The sequence below is a fragment of the Bacillus sp. P4_D3 genome (genome assembly GCF_056401855.1).
In genome coordinates, this window is sequence record NZ_JBFUIN010000024.1 from 14,484 (window position 1) to 30,925 (window position 16,442).

Genomic DNA, 16,442 nt, shown 5'->3' on the forward strand with positions numbered 1-16,442 from the left:
CATTTTTATTCTATTTATTCTATAATTATTACTTACATTTATTACTTTTTATGTAAATGAATAAATATACAAAACAAGGCAGGTGAACCCTTTAATCAGTAATTTTTCTTCTCCTATCTAACTTCTGCTCACTAGTCGAATCTTACTACATGCAAGAACATCACCCTAATGTAACACTTTTMATTCACAAGAACCCTCTGTATCCTATCGTTTAATAACTAACAATAATCCACCCCCAACAAGAAGCTAACAATTGACTATAAATAGCAAACAARAAAAATAACGCGTAGATCGCTATAATCTACGCGTTATTTCTGAACAATAATAGTAGTTCTCTTTCTAAATTTCCAATCAATCCACTTCATAACAACCGGCTTCAATAAAGCCCTCGTTACAGGAACAACAAAGATAAAACCTATTATATCCGTCACATATCCAGGCAGTACTAAAAGAATACCTCCTACGAATATAAAAATACCATCTAGAACCGTATCACCGGGCATTTCTCCTCTATTTAACCTAAATTGAATCTCTCTAAGCACTTTAAACCCTTGTCGTTTCGCCAAATATACACCAACAATACCCGTAAATACAATCATAGCGAACGTAGACCATAAACCTATTACATGACTCGATCCTATCAATACCGCAATCTCGATCGCCGGTATTACAATAAGTAAGAATAGTAACCACTTCACAGCTCCACACTCCTTCATATTTCATTCAAAAGGTGAAAGCATCACTTTCCACCATCCACCTTACAAAACCCCTTATGAGCCTCTTAAAACGCTCATACAAGCTTTACAAAGGACGAATAACCCTCTTCTACTAAACATTATAATAAACGTTTTTCAAAGCGATTTCAGGCATTTAAAGCTAGCTCTATACTTTTTTGTGTAAAAAAAAGAGAAGGACTCCGATCCTTCTCTCCATATTACTTCTTATAGCACTTCCGCATGTCCATTATAAACAATTCCGCGCGCTGCATCAACTGTTACTTCTTGGCCACTTTTTAAAGTTGTTGTTACGCCGTTTACACCAACGATAACAGGAATACCGATTGATACACCTACAACAGCTGCATGGCTTGTTAGACCGCCTTCTTCTACAACTAGAGCTGCAGCTTTTTCAATTGCAGGAATCATATCTTTATCAGTGCTTGTTGTAACAAGGATATCACCTTTGTTTACGTTCGCTACAGCTTCAGCAGCTGTTTTCGCTACAACTACTTTACCTTTTGCAGCTTTACGACCGATTCCTTGTCCTTTAGCAACTTCTTCACCAACAACGTGGATTTTCATTAAGTTTGTTGTACCAGTTTCAGCAACTGGAACACCAGCAGTGATTACTACAGTATCTCCAAGTCCGATTAGACCCGCATCCATACCTGTTTGAATTGCTGTATCTAACATTTCGTCAGTAGAAGCTGCACGTTTTCCAGCCATAAATGCTTGAACACCCCAAACAAGTGCAAGACGACGTCCTACTTGCTCGTCAGATGTTACAGCTACGATTGGAGATTTCGGACGGTATTTAGAGATCATTTTCGCAGTATGTCCACTTTCTGTTGGAGCTACGATTGCAGCTACATCAAGAGCAAGTGCTGTATGCGCAACAGATTGGCTAATTGCATCTGTAATTGTTGGAGTGAACTCTTTAATACGTTTTTTGAACATATCTTCATATTGTAATGATTTTTCAACACGTACCGCAATGTTAGCCATCATTGTTACAGCTTCTACAGGGTATTGACCCGCAGCAGTTTCACCTGAAAGCATGATTGCATCTGTTCCATCGAAGATTGCGTTTGCTACGTCACTTGCTTCCGCACGAGTTGGACGTGGGTTACGTTGCATAGAATCTAACATTTGTGTTGCAGTAATAACTGGTTTGCCTAATACGTTACATTTTTTGATTAGACGTTTTTGTACTAATGGTACTTCTTCTGGCGGAATTTCTACACCCATATCACCACGAGCAACCATTAAACCGTCAGAAACTTCTAAGATTGAATCGATGTTGTCGATACCTTCTTGGTTTTCGATTTTTGGTACGATTTGGATGTATTGAGCGTTATGCCCTTCTAATAATTCACGAATTTCTAATACGTCAGATGCTTTACGTACGAAAGATGCTGCGATGAAATCAACTTTTTGCTCGATACCGAAAACGATATCTTGTACGTCTTTTTCAGTGATACCAGGAAGCTTAATGCTTACGTTTGGTACGTTAACACCTTTTTTATTTTTTACAGTTCCGCTGTTTAATACTTTTGTACGGATGTCTCCGTCAGCTTTCTCGATTACTTCTAGTTCGATAAGACCGTCATCGATTAGAATACGAGAACCCGGGTCAACATCATCATAAAGACCAGCATAAGATACAGAGAACTTCTCTGCAGTTCCTAATACTTGTTCAGTAGAAAGAATTACTTCTGCACCTGTTACAAGCTCAGCTTGTCCGTCTACGAAGTCATGTGTACGGATTTCTGGACCTTTTGTATCAAGTAAGATACCAACTGTTTTACCAGTTTTCTTTGAAGCTTCACGAATATTTTTAATACGAGCTCCATGCTCTTCATGGCTACCATGAGAGAAGTTTAAACGAGCAACGTTCATACCCGCTTCCATTAATTGCTCTAATTTCTCAATACTTTCACTAGCAGGACCTATAGTACATACAATTTTAGTTTTACGCATATTGCACCTCCGAAAATTATGAAACCGTTCCCAAATACAAGGCATTAAGCCAATTAGATAGATAATTCTTTAGATAATTGATACATATCTTTATCGATTGTATGCTTTTGAGCTAACGCTTCGATAATGTCATGATCAACAAGTTTATTATTTTGAATACCAACACAACGTCCGCCATTACCAGCAATTAATAATTCAACTGCTCTTGCGCCAAGACGACTAGCTAATACACGGTCTTGTGCACTTGGTGATCCACCACGTTGCACGTGACCTAATACAGTTACACGAGTATCAAAGCTTGTTGCTTCTTCAATGTGCTTACCGATGTCAATTGCACTTCCAACACCTTCAGCTACAACGATAATACTGTGCTTTTTGCCACGTTCACTACCGCGTTTCAGACGAGCGATAACATCTTCCATGTCATACTTTTCTTCTGGAATTAAGATAGTTTCTGCACCATCAGCTAAACCAGCCCATAATGCGATATCTCCAGCGTGACGTCCCATTACTTCGATAACATATGTACGTTCATGAGATGTAGCTGTATCACGGATTTTATCAATTGCATCAATAACAGTATTTAAAGCTGTATCGAAACCAATTGTGAAGTCTGTTCCAGGGATATCATTGTCGATTGTACCTGGTACACCTACACATGGGAATCCTTGCTCAGTTAATTTTTTTGCGCCTTGGTAAGAACCATCTCCACCAATAACAACAAGTCCTTCAATACCATGTTTCTTTAATTGCTCGATTCCTTTTAGTCGTACTTCTGGGTCTTTAAACTCAGGACATCTTGCTGTATATAATTTTGTACCACCGCGGTGGATAATATCGCCAACAGAACCAAGTTCTAATTTTTCAATATGACCAGAAATTAAACCAGCGTATCCATGGTAAATACCATATACTTCAATATCATGGAAAATCGCTTTACGAACAACTGCACGAATGGCAGCATTCATACCAGGTGAATCTCCACCACTCGTTAATACACCAATACGTTTCATTTGTACTCACCTCATAAAGATTATTTGCCTTATAATAAAATAACACGAAAAAATACAAAAACACAATGGAGAAGATGTGTCTTTTCATAATAAAAACGTGCATTCGCGAAGAGGAACGCACGCTTTTCTTATTTTATCCCAATGGAAGCGTTTGAAAACGAAACTTGCCCAATTTTCATATATTTTTCATAACGTTTTTCGATTAATTCATCTTTCGAAATTCCGCTTAATTGCTCAAAAGTTTTCTTAAGCATTAAATCTATATTTTCTGATTGTTTCAAAATATTACGATGCGCTCCGCCTTTTGCCTCTGGAATAATTTCGTCAATTACACCTAATTCTTTCAAATCTAATGCTGTGATTTTCATCGCTTCTGCAGCTTCTTTTGCTTTACCAGCATCTTTCCAAAGAATCGCCGCCGCACCCTCTGGTGTAATAACAGAATAAGTGGAATTTTCTAGCATATGAATGTAATCTCCTACTCCAAGACCTAACGCACCACCGCTACCACCTTCACCGATAACAATGCAAATAACAGGTACAGTTAAACCCGCCATTTCAAATAAATTACGGGCAATTGCCTCACTTTGTCCACGTTCTTCAGCTGCTTTACCAGGATAAGCTCCCTTCGTATCGATGAAACAAATAATGGGACGATTAAACTTTTCCGCTTGTTTCATTAGACGCAGTGCTTTTCGATATCCTTCTGGATGAGGCATCCCAAAATTACGACGAATATTTTCTTTCGTATCTTTTCCGCGTTGGTGCCCAATTACAGTTACAGGCATCCCCTTATATTTCGCAATGCCGCCGACAATCGCTGCATCGTCGCCAAATAGGCGATCTCCATGACATTCAAAAAAATTAGTAAATAAGTGCTCAATATAATCGAGCGTTGTCGGTCGTTCTGCATGACGAGCAATTTGAACACGGTCCCATACTTTCATATTGCCGTATATATCTTCCTCTAGTTTTTCTAGCTTGTCTTCCAAAATACGAATCTCCTCACTGAAGTCCATCTGGCTGTTTTTCGTATAGTCTTTCAGTTCACGAATCTTATTTCTTAGCTCAACAACTGGTTTCTCAAATTCTAGCTCTGCCATACAGCCATTTCCCCTCCTTGATGAACTTCTAAAATCTTACGGAGTGATTCTCTCATATCATCACGATGCACCACCGCATCTAATTGACCGTGCTCTAGTAAAAATTCTGCCGTTTGGAAATCTTCTGGCAGTTTCTCACGCACTGTTTGTTCAATTACGCGTCTACCAGCAAATCCGATAAGTGCACCTGGCTCTGCAAGATTGTAATCACCAAGTGAAGCGAAACTCGCTGAAACCCCGCCCGTCGTCGGGTGAGTCATAACAGAAATAAATAACCCTCCTGCATTACTATGCTTTTTCAAAGCTACGCTTGTTTTCGCCATTTGCATTAAACTTAATATCCCTTCTTGCATACGGGCACCACCCGACGCAGTAAAGATAATAAATGGAACTTGTAAGTCGTATGCCTTTTCAACCGCACGAGCAATTTTTTCTCCTACAACAGAGCCCATGCTGCCCATTCGAAAACGAGAATCCATTACTGCAACAACAACAAGCATGTCATCAATTGTTCCTTCACCAGTTACAACCGCTTCATACAATTCAGTCTTCTTACGATCGTTTTCTAGTTTCTCTTCATATCCCGGAAACTCAAGTGGATTTAGTGAAACCATCTCTTTGTCATACTCACGAAATGAACCTTCGTCCAATATACTATCAAGGCGTTCCCATGCATTCATCGGATGATGATATCCACAATTCACGCATACTTTTAAATTTTTAAGAAGCTCTTTCGTATACATGATTTTTTTACATTTCGGACATTTTGTCATAACGCCATCTGGTACATCTTTTCGTATTTGTTCTGAAGGTATTGCAGCGTACTTTTTCTTTTTCACGAATAAATCTCTTAGCACAATTTGACCCCCTTCGTTGAGAGCTAAGGTTAGCGTAAGAAGAAAATGGGGCTAACACCAATGTTTGATGTTAGCCTTATCTTCTCAATCTGTCTAATAACCTCTCTCTTTACGTTTAACTTTAACCGCTATGCGGTAGAATGTTTGTCATAACGTGTCATGGTCATTTCGACAAATTTTATACATTACGAGTGAAACTGTATATTCTCTACTAATTCATCGTAAATTTTTAACGCATCATTTTCTTGTTTCACTTCCAAAGTAGCATAAAGCTTTCTATAGATTTCGATAGAATCTCCTGAAACTTCACAAGAAAGAGTTGCAACGTAATCATTTACGATCATCCAAATGCGATAGAGTAAATAATTATCGAATTGTTCGATAAGTGTTTTAAAGAACGTTTGATGAAGCACCGGAATTGAGCTTTCATTTTCTTCAAGCACTTGGTGTAATTTACTTAGTACTCCAGAAAACGTTTCTTTCGGTAAATTACATACAAGTCGAATCATATCTTTCTCAAGCAAACGTTTTGTTTGTAATAAATCACGAATTGTTTTCTCATCTTGCAGTAGAAACGGAGCAATTAATTGTACAAGACCGTTATCGTAAAAGTTTCGAATAAACGTCCCCTCACCACGTCTCGTTTCAATTAATCCTACCAGTTCTAAAGCACGTAATGCTTCTCTTACAGAGGAACGTCCAACATTTAAGCGTGAACTTAACTCACGCTCAGATGGCAAACGATCTCCTGCTACTAAACAATCCTCTTCCATAATGGAACGGATTTTTTTTACAATTTCGAGATATACTTTTGTATTTGATGATGTCAATGGAAATTCCTCGCTTATTCTTTACCAATCAGCGCTAATCGTTTTGTTTTCTCAGCGACTTCATTTGGATCTACTTGACGGCGAGCCACTCCTGTCTCCATTGCTGCTTTCGCAACGTAAGCCGCTACTTGAGGCGCTACACGCGCGTCAAATGGCGCTGGAATGATATGGTCTGCATTCAACTCATCCTCTGATACAAGCTCTGCAATGGCTTGTACAGCTGCCATCTTCATTTCTTCATTAATTTGTGTCGCATGTACATCAAGTGCACCGCGGAAAATACCTGGGAACGCTAGTACATTATTTACTTGGTTCGGGAAGTCAGAACGACCTGTTCCAACAACAGCTGCGCCCGCTGCTTTTGCCAATTCTGGCATAATTTCTGGAACCGGATTCGCCATTGCAAAAATAATTGCATCGTCATTCATTGTACGAACCATCTCTTCATTTAATGCACCTGCTGCAGATACACCAATGAATACGTCCGCACCTTGTAAAACGTCAGCTAAAGAACCTTCGATACGATTCTTATTTGTATATTTTGCAACTTCATCCTTCACCGGATTCATACCGACAGGACGACCTTCATAGATTGCACCTTTACGGTCACACATAATAACGTCACGTACACCATAGCGATATAAAAGTTTAATGATTGCAATACCTGCTGCACCTGCACCATTTGCGACAACTTTAATGTCGGACATTTTCTTTCCAACTAACTTCAGCGCGTTCACAAGACCTGCTACTGTTACGATAGCTGTTCCGTGTTGATCATCATGGAATATCGGAATGTTTGTCTCTTTTTTCAAACGTTCTTCAATAACGAAGCAGTTTGGTGCTGCGATATCTTCTAAGTTTACACCGCCAAAAGTTGGCTCCATTAATTTTACAGTTTCAACAATTTTATCTACATCGTTTGTATTTAAGGCAATCGGGAATGCATCTACGCCAGCAAAGCTCTTGAATAATACAGCTTTACCTTCCATTACTGGAAGAGATGCTTCAGGTCCAATGTTACCAAGACCAAGTACAGCCGTTCCATCTGTCACAACTGCTACCATATTTCCCTTCATTGTATATTCATATACCTTACTTTTATCGTCATAAATTTCTTTACAAGGCTCTGYAACCCCTGGAGAATATGCAAGACTTAAATCTTTTGCATTTTCTACTTTTACTTTTGATACAGTTTCTAATTTTCCTTGATGCACTTTATGCATATGAAGTGCTTCTTCACGAAGTGTTGACAAACTATCCACTCTCCTCAAATTATTCTGGCTGATATCAACTTCTCCAAGTGGTCTGACCACGAACACTACTACTATAATAATCGAAGTGTAGGGAAATTGTCCATTATATTTTCACAACGACATTTTCGTCCCCGACAATTTCACGAAGTGCTCCTAAGCATTCTTCACTTGGATGAATCGATAAACTTCGAGATAATTGTACCATTTTATGTTCCTTTTCATAATAAATTAGTACTTTCGTAAAACCTGAATAGTCAAACAATATTTTCGTAACTTGATTTACAAGCTTTTTTTCATATTGAGACGGCAATTTCACGTAAACAGATGCTTCTTTCATTCCTTCATAAACATCCATTTCTTCTAGCGGATATAGTCCATTCACGATCCATTGCAACTTATGATTTCTTTGCTCAATCGTACCATCAACTAAAACAATTTCCCCTTCTTGTAACCTGTGTGAAAAATGTATATACGTTTCTGGAAAAATGACGGCTTCCATTTCATCATTTTGATCACAGAATGTAATAAACGCCATCTTTTGCAACTTTTTCGTACGAATAACTTTCACACTTGTTATATATACGATTGCTCTTTGTACTTTTTTCTTATGTCGCATCGCCTGAGCAAGAGATGGGATTTCTAATTCTTTTCCTAACTCCGCATACTGCGCTGTCGGATAGCTAGATAAATAAAAACCGAGTGCTTCCTTCTCCTTATTTAACTGTTCAATAAAGGATAGCTCTTCTCCTTGTACATATTTTGATTTCGGAACAGCATCCCCTAAATCAAAGTCACGTGCAAGATTTGCATACTCTAACGCTCCTTTAAGACTTTTCCATAACGTCGTCCTCGAAACACCAAAATCGTCAAAACATCCAGACCAGACAAACGCTTCTAAATTTCGCTCTGTTACAAATTTTGATGGCATACGAAGACAAAACTCAAATAAATCTTCGAACATTTTTTTCTCTCGTTCTTCGAGTAGCGCAGTCACGGTAGCCATTCCGATATTCCGAATCGAAAGTAAACTATATCGAATCGCATTCCCTTCTATTTGGAAGTTGTAACCACTTCTCTGAAGAGACGGCGGTAAAACGTGAAAACCTTTCCGCTTCGTTTCTCGTACATACTGCACAATCTTATCTTCATTTCCAATTGCGCTTGATAATAACGCAGTCATAAATTCCAGCGTATAATTCGCTTTTAAATATGCAAGCTGATATCCGATCATACTGTAAGCTACAGCGTGACTTCGGTTAAAACCGTAATTCGCAAATCTTACGATTAAATCGTAAATTTGTTCTGAAGATGTCTCATCGTATCCGTTTTCCAAACAACCTTGAACAAAGTGCTTGCGTTCTTGATCTAAAATATCACGATTCTTTTTACTCACAGCACGGCGCAGTAAATCCGCTTCTCCAAGCGAAAATCCAGCTAACTTCGATGCGATTTGCATTATTTGTTCTTGGTATACGATTACGCCGTATGTTCGTTCTAAAATGGGCTTTAAATCCTGATGTAAATATTCAATTCGTCTTTCCCCATGCTTCGATTCAATAAAGGTTGGAATTTGTTCCATCGGTCCTGGTCTGTATAAAGAGTTAACAGCAACTATGTCTTCAAATTCATTCGGTTTTAACCCGCGAAGTACATTTCGCATACCACCTGATTCAAGCTGGAATACACCTGTTGTATCCCCTCTTCCTAACAATTGAAACGTCTTTTCATCTTGAAGAGGTAAATTTCTTATATCAATTTGTTTCCCAGTTTTTTTAACAATAAACTTTATAATATTTTCAAGTAACGTTAAATTACGTAAGCCTAAAAAATCCATCTTGAGCAATCCAAGTTCTTCTAGTGCATCAGCTGGATATTGCGTAACATAAACATCGTTATGCCCTTCTTGAATCGCTATACTTCCCGTTAACGGTTCTTGGCTCATTATAACGCCAGCTGCATGAATAGACGTATGACGCGGTAATCCCTCTACACGTTTTGCAATTTCAAACACACGCTCATGCAAAAGATTCCCTTGTATAAACTCACGGAGCGATTGCGATTCCTCATATGCATCTTTTAACGTTATACCAAGCTTTGATGGGATAAGTTTTGAGAATATGTCGATATCTCTTGGCGGGAGCCCCATTACACGAGCAATGTCTCTAATTGCGGCTTTCGCTGCAAGAGTTCCGAACGTTACAATTTGAGCGACACGAAGCTGACCATATTTATCTTTCACATATCGAATCATCTCATCACGTCTTATATCTGGAAAATCAATATCAATATCTGGAAGTGTCACACGTTCAGGGTTTAAAAACCTCTCAAATAATAAGTCATATTCAATTGGATCAATATCTGTAATTTCCAATACATAAGAAACGAGTGAACCCGCTGCCGATCCACGGCCTGGCCCAGTTAAAATACGATTTTCATGTGCATATTTCATAAAGTCCCATACGATGAGGAAATAATCGCTAAATCCCATACGAGAAATCACATGTAATTCATGATTCAAACGCTGTATATGCACTTCTTTTGGCGTACCATATCGTTTACTTAAGCCTTCTTCACAAACACGGCGCAAATACGTATCATTCGTCTCGTTAGATGGAACAGGAAACTTCGGTAGTTGATTTACATGGAAAGGAATTTCTACTTGGCAACGTTCCGCGATTGTTATTGTATTTTGAACCGCTTCCTCAGCATGAGAAAAGAGTGCTTCCATTTCATCCGATGACTTTAAATAATACTGATCCGTTTTCATTCTCGGCCTATCTGGATCATTCATTTTCGTTCCGCCTTCAACAGATAATAAACATTCATGAACAAGTGCGTCACTTTGATTAATATAGCGAACATCATTTGTTGCAACGACTGGAACGTTTACCTTATTAATAAATTCAGGCAGTTTTTCTTGTAAAAGCAGTTCATCTTGAATCGCATGATGCTGCAAACTTATATAAAAATTGCTGAACATATTTTGATACGTATGAGCTACTTCTTCAGCCTGACTCTCTTTGTCTTCTAATAATAACTGTTCAATTTCTCCGTCTTTCCCTGGTGAAATTGCAATTAATCCTTTCGCATAATGAGCAAGCCACTTCTTCGGAATACCTTCTTTTGACTTCGTCATAATGCTGCTAGAAATCTTTAATAAATTTTGATATCCTATTTCATTCTCAGCAAGTAAGACGAGTGGATAAGACCTTTCTTCTTCTTCACTAAAAATAGAAGCTGTTAAGCCGATAATAGGCTGTATACCATTTTTCTTGCATGCTTTATAAAACGGAATAACTCCATACATAACATTTTCATCTGTAATGGCCAGCGATGAAAATCCAAGCTCTTTCGCCCGAATGACAAGCTCATCAATTTTGCAAGCACTTTTTAATAAACTAAAAACGGTTTGACATTGTAAATGCACAAACTTCACTGTTGTACCCTCTCTTTACCTATTTGACTACTTTTATTATAGGTGATGAGGAAAGCGGAAATCAAAACATACTTCTCATACTTTGTCCATATATATGAAGAAGAAAGGGGAATGACGATGGATGTAAGAGAACATACTTTTTTCTCTCTGCTTATTATTAGTTACTTTATTGCCTTTGGAGTTATACTTGGTGGTTCATTAATTGGCGGATTTGGTGCATTTCTCATCGGAAAACCAGCTCTAACTTATATTAGTCAATTTGCTCAAAACTTAAGAATTTGGGCACTCGTTGCAGCAATTGGCGGAACGTTCGATACCTTCTATAGCTTTGAAAGAAGCTTCTTTGGCGGAGATATGAAAGATATCGTAAAACAAATTCTCCTTATTTTTTTCGCAACTGGTGGTATGCAAACTGGTCTTATTATTATTAAGTGGCTTACACAGGAACATGTATGAGAGTACCGAGTGCCAATACAGCCAAAAGGTGGTATTTAGTTTTAGCTGGTGCTGCTGTTGGAGGGATTTTGAGCTGGTTTATTTTTTTGTACATATACGGTGTTTTTCAGCAGGAACAAGCTAGTAAAATAGCAGAACAAAAAGAAATCATCGAGAAACAAGAAGCCAAACTCCACGTCCTTCTCGAAGACCAAGAGAAATTGAACACAGAAAATAAACGACTCTTAACAATTCAAGAAATCAAAATAAAAATTATAAATCGAAAAAAATATGATTTAGACAATCTTACACTTGAAAATATGACCACCTCTATCCATAATGATCTCCAGCATCTTTTAACGAAAAACATTCAAAGCATCGCAAAAAATAAAGACCTACTCAAAAAAGTCATCGAAAATAAAACGTACAAACATTACGATCGTATATACCGCTTTAAAGTAGACACAGTCTCTTTTGATACCGTACTTGAAATTAGTATTGATATAGAGAAAGAAAAATAAAAAAAGGAGGGCCTCAGCGCCTCTCCTTCTCTTTCGTTCAACATACAACTTCTTATTTACATAGCTCACGTAAATCAGCAAAAAGGCGATCCGCTTCTTCCCAAGAAGATGCTTTTGCACCAGAAGCCATCGGATGTCCTCCGCCATTATATTGCATTGCTAATTTATTAATAACTGGTCCTTTTGAGCGAAGACGAACACGAATAACATCATCTTCCTCTAAAAATAGAACCCATGCCTTTAATCCATCAATATTACCAAGCGCCCCGACAACACCAGATGCTTCAGTAGAAAGTACATCAAACTCTTCTAGTACCTCTTTCGTTAATTTAATGTATGCTGCGCCTTCTTCTACCATCGTGAAATTTTGTAAAATATAACCGTTTAAACGAGCAATCTTTTCTTTTGTCTTATACATTTCATTGTATAAATCTGTGAATTTCACGTCCATATCAACAAGCTCACTTACGTAACGAAGTGTTTTCGCTGTTGTATTTGGGAATAAGAAACGACCTGTATCACCGACAATACCCGCTAAAATAAGGCGAGCTGCTTCTTTTGAAATCGTTAATCCTTTATCTTTTCCATAACTGTAAAACTCATAAATCATTTCACTTGTAGAACTAGCTGTCGTATCCACCCACGTAATATCTCCGTACGGGTCTTCATTCGGATGATGATCAATTTTAATTACCATCTTTCCTTTTGCATAACGCTGATCACAAACACGCTCTTGATTTGCTGTATCACAAACGATAACAAGTGCATCTTCATATACACTATCTTCAATATCATCCATTACTCGTAAAAACGCTAAAGAAGGCTCGTTGTACCCAACCATATAAATATTTTTCTCTGGAAACGATTCTTGCAGAATTGTACCAAGTCCGCACTGAGAACCTAACGCATCTGGATCCGGACGTACATGACGATGAATAATAATTGTATCAAACTCTTTAATTGCTCCTAAAATTTGCTCATGCATATGTATAATCTCCTTTTTATTCAACTTCTTCATTTTATCCCGCATTAACGTGTAGTAAGACTCCCACCTCAAAAGTATTAAAAACAATGGGGCAAAATTAATTTGGAGCCCGGATGCACGTAAAAGCCCGATTGGTGAGGGCTAATAATTAGTACGTGGGATCTCCCCACACTAATTAAAGTTTCACTTTATCCCCCATTATAACGGAAAACATTTCATACATGCGAACAATTGCTTTATAATAAAAATTAGAAAGTTTAGATTTTTCTTTTTTCTAAATCGTTATTTTTATACCAATCGATGGGAGCGTGTATTATGCCAGTATTCGTCTTTTGTATTATCATCTCATTTGTGTTGTACCTCTTCTACAAAACAAAATTCTTTCGTACAAACCGTCCAATGGAGAAAGGTTGGCTCTCTGGAAAATCCGCAATGGCACTCGGCTTATTCGTCCTATTCTTTGGGATAAACCAATTCTTTTTAGAACTTTCAACTGCACGCATTATCGTTGGTGTTTTGTTTATTTTACTTGGCAGCGCGAGTACATTTAATGGATTCCGCCAATATAAACATTTTTTACCATTAGCAGTCAAAGAAGCCGAATCTTATAAAACAACGTAAAAAAGCATCAATATTGTGATGCTTTTTTACGTCCCTTCACTTTCAAAATCGTATATGCAACAAACGCAGATGGTATATTAAAGAGATTACCTTGCACGTGAAAATGTAATTGTTCTTCTTCAAAAGACATCTGTTTGTATAATTCTTGCTGAGATAATCCTGTTCTTTTCTTTTTTTCATGCAATCCTTGTAAATATAAATATTGAATTGGTATCATCACAAGAAAGTAAAAGAGTGCGATACCACCAAAGAAGAGTACTTCTGATGACATATTGCATACCACCTTCCGAAATCCATTTTCTTACAATACGATTATAACATAGTATACAATCTAAATGAATCAATATTCCGTCTTTTTGAATTACCTTCCAATTAGTTCCCCCACTCAACCTTATACATATTCCACTACAACTCACTCACACCTTTAATAACGGTTTCCAAACTTAAACAAAAAAAATGGAACAAATCAAAACGATTTGCCCCACTTTTTTATTTATCGATTAACTGCACCATAAGCAATGCTTTCCCAACAACATTACCTTCATGATGCACTTCTACATCAACTTTACCAAATTTACGGCCAATTTCTAATACTTTCGGATGAACCGATACAACATTATCAATTTGAACCGGCTTTACGAAATAAATTGTTAAGTTCTCAACAATTGAATCGCTCTTCTTCTGCGCACGAATGACGCGGTTTGTTGCTTCTGTCACAATTGTTGTGAATACACCGTAAGATAACGTCCCGATTGAATTCGTCATTTGTGGTGTCACTGAAAATTGATATAAATGCTCATTTTTTGCTTCTTTCGGCGTCATAAATTGATTCGTTACAATGTCATCAATCGTTTCACCAACTTGTGGTTGACGCTGAATCATCTGCAAGGCCTGAAGTACATCTTGACGACTAATGATACCTTGCAATTTATTTCCATCCTCCACAACAGGAAGTAATTCAATACCTTCCCACACCATCATACGTGCTGCAGCTGCGACAGACATTTTTCCATTTACCGTAATAGGGTGTTTCGTCATCACTTTATCAATCGGTGTATCTTTCGCAACACCAATCATATCTTTCGAAGTTACGATACCTAACACCTTTTTATTTTCATCCACAATTGGATAGCGTCCATGCATCGTCTCTTCATTGTACTCATGCCATTTCTGCACTATGTCACTAGGCTTTAAATATAGTGTTTCTTCAATTGGTGTTAAAATATCTTCAACTAGTACAATTTCTTTCTTAATAAGTTGATCATAAATTGCACGGTTAATTAACGTTGCGACCGTAAATGTATCATAACTACTCGAAATAATTGGCAATTTCAATTCATCTGCTAACTTTTTCACATGCTCTTCTGTATCAAATCCACCTGTAATTAATACAGCAGCCCCTGTTTCTAATGCTAATTGATGTGCGTTCGTACGGTTACCGATAATAAGTAAGTTCCCCGCTTCTGTATAGCGCATCATCGCTTCTAATTTCATAGCCCCAATAACGAATTTATTTAACGTTTTATGTAGTCCTTCTCTGCCCCCAAGTACTTGGCCATCGACAATGTTAACGACTTCTGCATATGTCAGTTTTTCGATATTCTCTTTCTTCTTTTGCTCAATTCGAATTGTTCCGACACGTTCAATTGTACTAACATACCCTTTATTTTCTGCATCTTTAATTGCACGGTAAGCGGTCCCTTCACTTACACTTAAATCTTTCGCAATTTGCCGCACAGAAATTTTATGCCCTACTGGCAGGCTATTAATATGTTCTAAAATTTGATTATGTTTGGTAGCCAAATGGTTTCACCATACTTTCTTTTCCCTAAATTCTTCATGTGTTGTATTTTCAGTATACTATATTTCCAAAACTGTTACACTCTCTCTTTGTATGTCTGTACTATTTTTTTTATAACAAAATGCTCCTTACATTACACCAGTCATTCTATTACAACAATGTAATGGTATTGTCATCTCGTTCGATGGTTTGTCCACACGCTTCAATATACAATTAAGACAAGAAATGAAACAAAGGAGTGGATACATTATGAAAAAATTTTTAGAGGTTGTAGGTGCTGTATTTTTAGCTTTCGTAGACGGGAAAAAAGTTGCAATGGAGTTGAATGAAACACCCGAACAGCCACGTACAAAAAGAAAAGAATCACCTAAACAAATACAAACTTTAAAAACTGTACTACACACATAAAAAACCCTTCACTTGTCGTTTCAAATGAAGGGTTTCTTTTTTATAGTGTAATACTTTCTCCAGCTTCTAATACTTTCCCTGTACAATTTTGTAGCTTTTCTACAAATTGATATGGATCTTGTTCAATAACCGGGAACGTATTATAATGCATCGGTACAACTGTTTTCGCACCTATCCATTTTGCTGCTAACACAGCATCTTCTGGCCCCATTGTGAAATTATCACCAATTGGTAAAAATGCTACATCAATATTATTAAGTTCTCCAATTAACTTCATATCAGAGAATAACGCAGTATCTCCTGCATGATATACCGTTTTCTCCTCTGCCGTAAACAAAATACCAGCTGGCATACCTGTATATGTAATCGTCTTATTTTCTTCATCAATATAACTAGATCCGTGGAATGCTTGTGTGAATTTCACTTTACCAAAGTCAAATACATGTGAACCTCCAATATGCATTGGATGTGTATTTACAC

The 16,442-nt window shown here is 37.5% G+C and carries 16 protein-coding genes; 4 read left to right on the forward strand and 12 right to left on the reverse strand.

Annotated elements, in window-relative coordinates:
- Window positions 1-308: 308 nt before the first annotated feature.
- From AC1DTM_RS06520 to dnaE, 8 genes are all read right to left on the reverse strand, one after another.
- Complete coding sequence (locus tag AC1DTM_RS06520; RefSeq protein WP_002160258.1) at window positions 309-698, reverse strand: FxsA family protein; 390 nt, start codon at window positions 696-698, stop codon at window positions 309-311.
- 243 nt (window positions 699-941) lie between these two features.
- On the reverse strand, window positions 942-2,699 hold the full coding sequence (pyk, locus tag AC1DTM_RS06525; RefSeq protein WP_002160257.1) for a pyruvate kinase: 1,758 nt from the start codon (window positions 2,697-2,699) through the stop codon (window positions 942-944).
- A gap of 53 nt (window positions 2,700-2,752) precedes the next feature.
- Window positions 2,753-3,712, reverse strand: coding sequence for a 6-phosphofructokinase (gene pfkA / locus AC1DTM_RS06530; protein WP_002034288.1), 960 nt, complete (start codon window positions 3,710-3,712; stop codon window positions 2,753-2,755).
- A 128-nt stretch (window positions 3,713-3,840) separates the two neighbouring features.
- Window positions 3,841-4,815, reverse strand: coding sequence for an acetyl-CoA carboxylase carboxyl transferase subunit alpha (accA, locus tag AC1DTM_RS06535; protein ID WP_000818786.1), 975 nt, complete (start codon window positions 4,813-4,815; stop codon window positions 3,841-3,843).
- Window positions 4,803-5,672, reverse strand: coding sequence for an acetyl-CoA carboxylase, carboxyltransferase subunit beta (gene accD / locus AC1DTM_RS06540; protein WP_002160256.1), 870 nt, complete (start codon window positions 5,670-5,672; stop codon window positions 4,803-4,805). Before accD ends, accA begins: the two co-directional genes overlap by 13 nt.
- Window positions 5,673-5,857: 185 nt before the next feature.
- Window positions 5,858-6,502: a FadR/GntR family transcriptional regulator gene (locus AC1DTM_RS06545; RefSeq protein ID WP_002112207.1), complete on the reverse strand. Its 645-nt coding sequence runs from the start codon at window positions 6,500-6,502 to the stop codon at window positions 5,858-5,860.
- 14 nt (window positions 6,503-6,516) lie between these two features.
- Window positions 6,517-7,725, reverse strand: coding sequence for an NADP-dependent malic enzyme (ystJ, locus tag AC1DTM_RS06550; RefSeq protein ID WP_477000107.1), 1,209 nt, complete (start codon window positions 7,723-7,725; stop codon window positions 6,517-6,519).
- A 133-nt stretch (window positions 7,726-7,858) separates the two neighbouring features.
- Window positions 7,859-11,191, reverse strand: a complete 3,333-nt coding sequence (gene dnaE, locus AC1DTM_RS06555) for a DNA polymerase III subunit alpha (RefSeq protein WP_016106328.1) — start codon at window positions 11,189-11,191, stop codon at window positions 7,859-7,861.
- 42 nt (window positions 11,192-11,233) lie between these two features.
- Here dnaE and AC1DTM_RS06560 point away from each other — a divergent pair, with 42 nt between their 5' ends.
- A complete protein-coding gene (locus AC1DTM_RS06560) occupies window positions 11,234-11,647 on the forward strand; it encodes a YtrH family sporulation protein (protein ID WP_078172708.1) in 414 nt (137 codons plus the stop codon).
- Window positions 11,644-12,147, forward strand: coding sequence for a sporulation membrane protein YtrI (gene ytrI, locus AC1DTM_RS06565; RefSeq protein ID WP_002112211.1), 504 nt, complete (start codon window positions 11,644-11,646; stop codon window positions 12,145-12,147). Before AC1DTM_RS06560 ends, ytrI begins: the two co-directional genes overlap by 4 nt.
- A gap of 52 nt (window positions 12,148-12,199) precedes the next feature.
- On the opposite strand, the gene AC1DTM_RS06570 is transcribed toward ytrI, so the two are convergent.
- Window positions 12,200-13,132, reverse strand: coding sequence for a DHH family phosphoesterase (locus AC1DTM_RS06570; protein WP_002199190.1), 933 nt, complete (start codon window positions 13,130-13,132; stop codon window positions 12,200-12,202).
- A gap of 315 nt (window positions 13,133-13,447) precedes the next feature.
- On the opposite strand from AC1DTM_RS06570, the gene AC1DTM_RS06575 reads away from it, so the two are divergent.
- Window positions 13,448-13,753 (forward strand): YtpI family protein, encoded by a 306-nt coding sequence (locus AC1DTM_RS06575; protein WP_002088950.1) that lies wholly within the window; start codon window positions 13,448-13,450, stop codon window positions 13,751-13,753.
- Window positions 13,754-13,760: 7 nt separating this feature from the next.
- On the opposite strand, the gene AC1DTM_RS06580 is transcribed toward AC1DTM_RS06575, so the two are convergent.
- Complete coding sequence (locus AC1DTM_RS06580) at window positions 13,761-14,024, reverse strand: DUF3949 domain-containing protein (protein WP_002112213.1); 264 nt, start codon at window positions 14,022-14,024, stop codon at window positions 13,761-13,763.
- A gap of 218 nt (window positions 14,025-14,242) precedes the next feature.
- Complete coding sequence (locus tag AC1DTM_RS06585) at window positions 14,243-15,556, reverse strand: DRTGG domain-containing protein (RefSeq protein WP_000201581.1); 1,314 nt, start codon at window positions 15,554-15,556, stop codon at window positions 14,243-14,245.
- Window positions 15,557-15,803: 247 nt separating this feature from the next.
- Between AC1DTM_RS06585 and AC1DTM_RS06590 the strand changes: the two genes are divergently transcribed.
- On the forward strand, window positions 15,804-15,962 hold the full coding sequence (locus tag AC1DTM_RS06590) for a hypothetical protein (RefSeq protein WP_016106330.1): 159 nt from the start codon (window positions 15,804-15,806) through the stop codon (window positions 15,960-15,962).
- Between the two features lie 40 nt (window positions 15,963-16,002).
- On the opposite strand, the gene AC1DTM_RS06595 is transcribed toward AC1DTM_RS06590, so the two are convergent.
- On the reverse strand, window positions 16,003-16,442 hold a 440-nt coding region (locus AC1DTM_RS06595; RefSeq protein ID WP_477000106.1), incomplete at its 5' end, for a metal-dependent hydrolase.

Coding starts and splice junctions, on each gene's coding strand:
- pyk (WP_002160257.1), bottom strand. CDS start 2,699: ATGCGTAAAACTAAAATTGTATGTACTATAGGTCCTGCTAGTGAAAGT.
- pfkA (WP_002034288.1), bottom strand. CDS start 3,712: ATGAAACGTATTGGTGTATTAACGAGTGGTGGAGATTCACCTGGTATG.
- accA (WP_000818786.1), bottom strand. CDS start 4,815: ATGGCAGAGCTAGAATTTGAGAAACCAGTTGTTGAGCTAAGAAATAAG.
- ytrI (WP_002112211.1), top strand. CDS start 11,644: ATGAGAGTACCGAGTGCCAATACAGCCAAAAGGTGGTATTTAGTTTTA.
- AC1DTM_RS06570 (WP_002199190.1), bottom strand. CDS start 13,132: ATGCATGAGCAAATTTTAGGAGCAATTAAAGAGTTTGATACAATTATT.
- AC1DTM_RS06575 (WP_002088950.1), top strand. CDS start 13,448: ATGCCAGTATTCGTCTTTTGTATTATCATCTCATTTGTGTTGTACCTC.
- AC1DTM_RS06580 (WP_002112213.1), bottom strand. CDS start 14,024: ATGTCATCAGAAGTACTCTTCTTTGGTGGTATCGCACTCTTTTACTTT.
- AC1DTM_RS06590 (WP_016106330.1), top strand. CDS start 15,804: ATGAAAAAATTTTTAGAGGTTGTAGGTGCTGTATTTTTAGCTTTCGTA.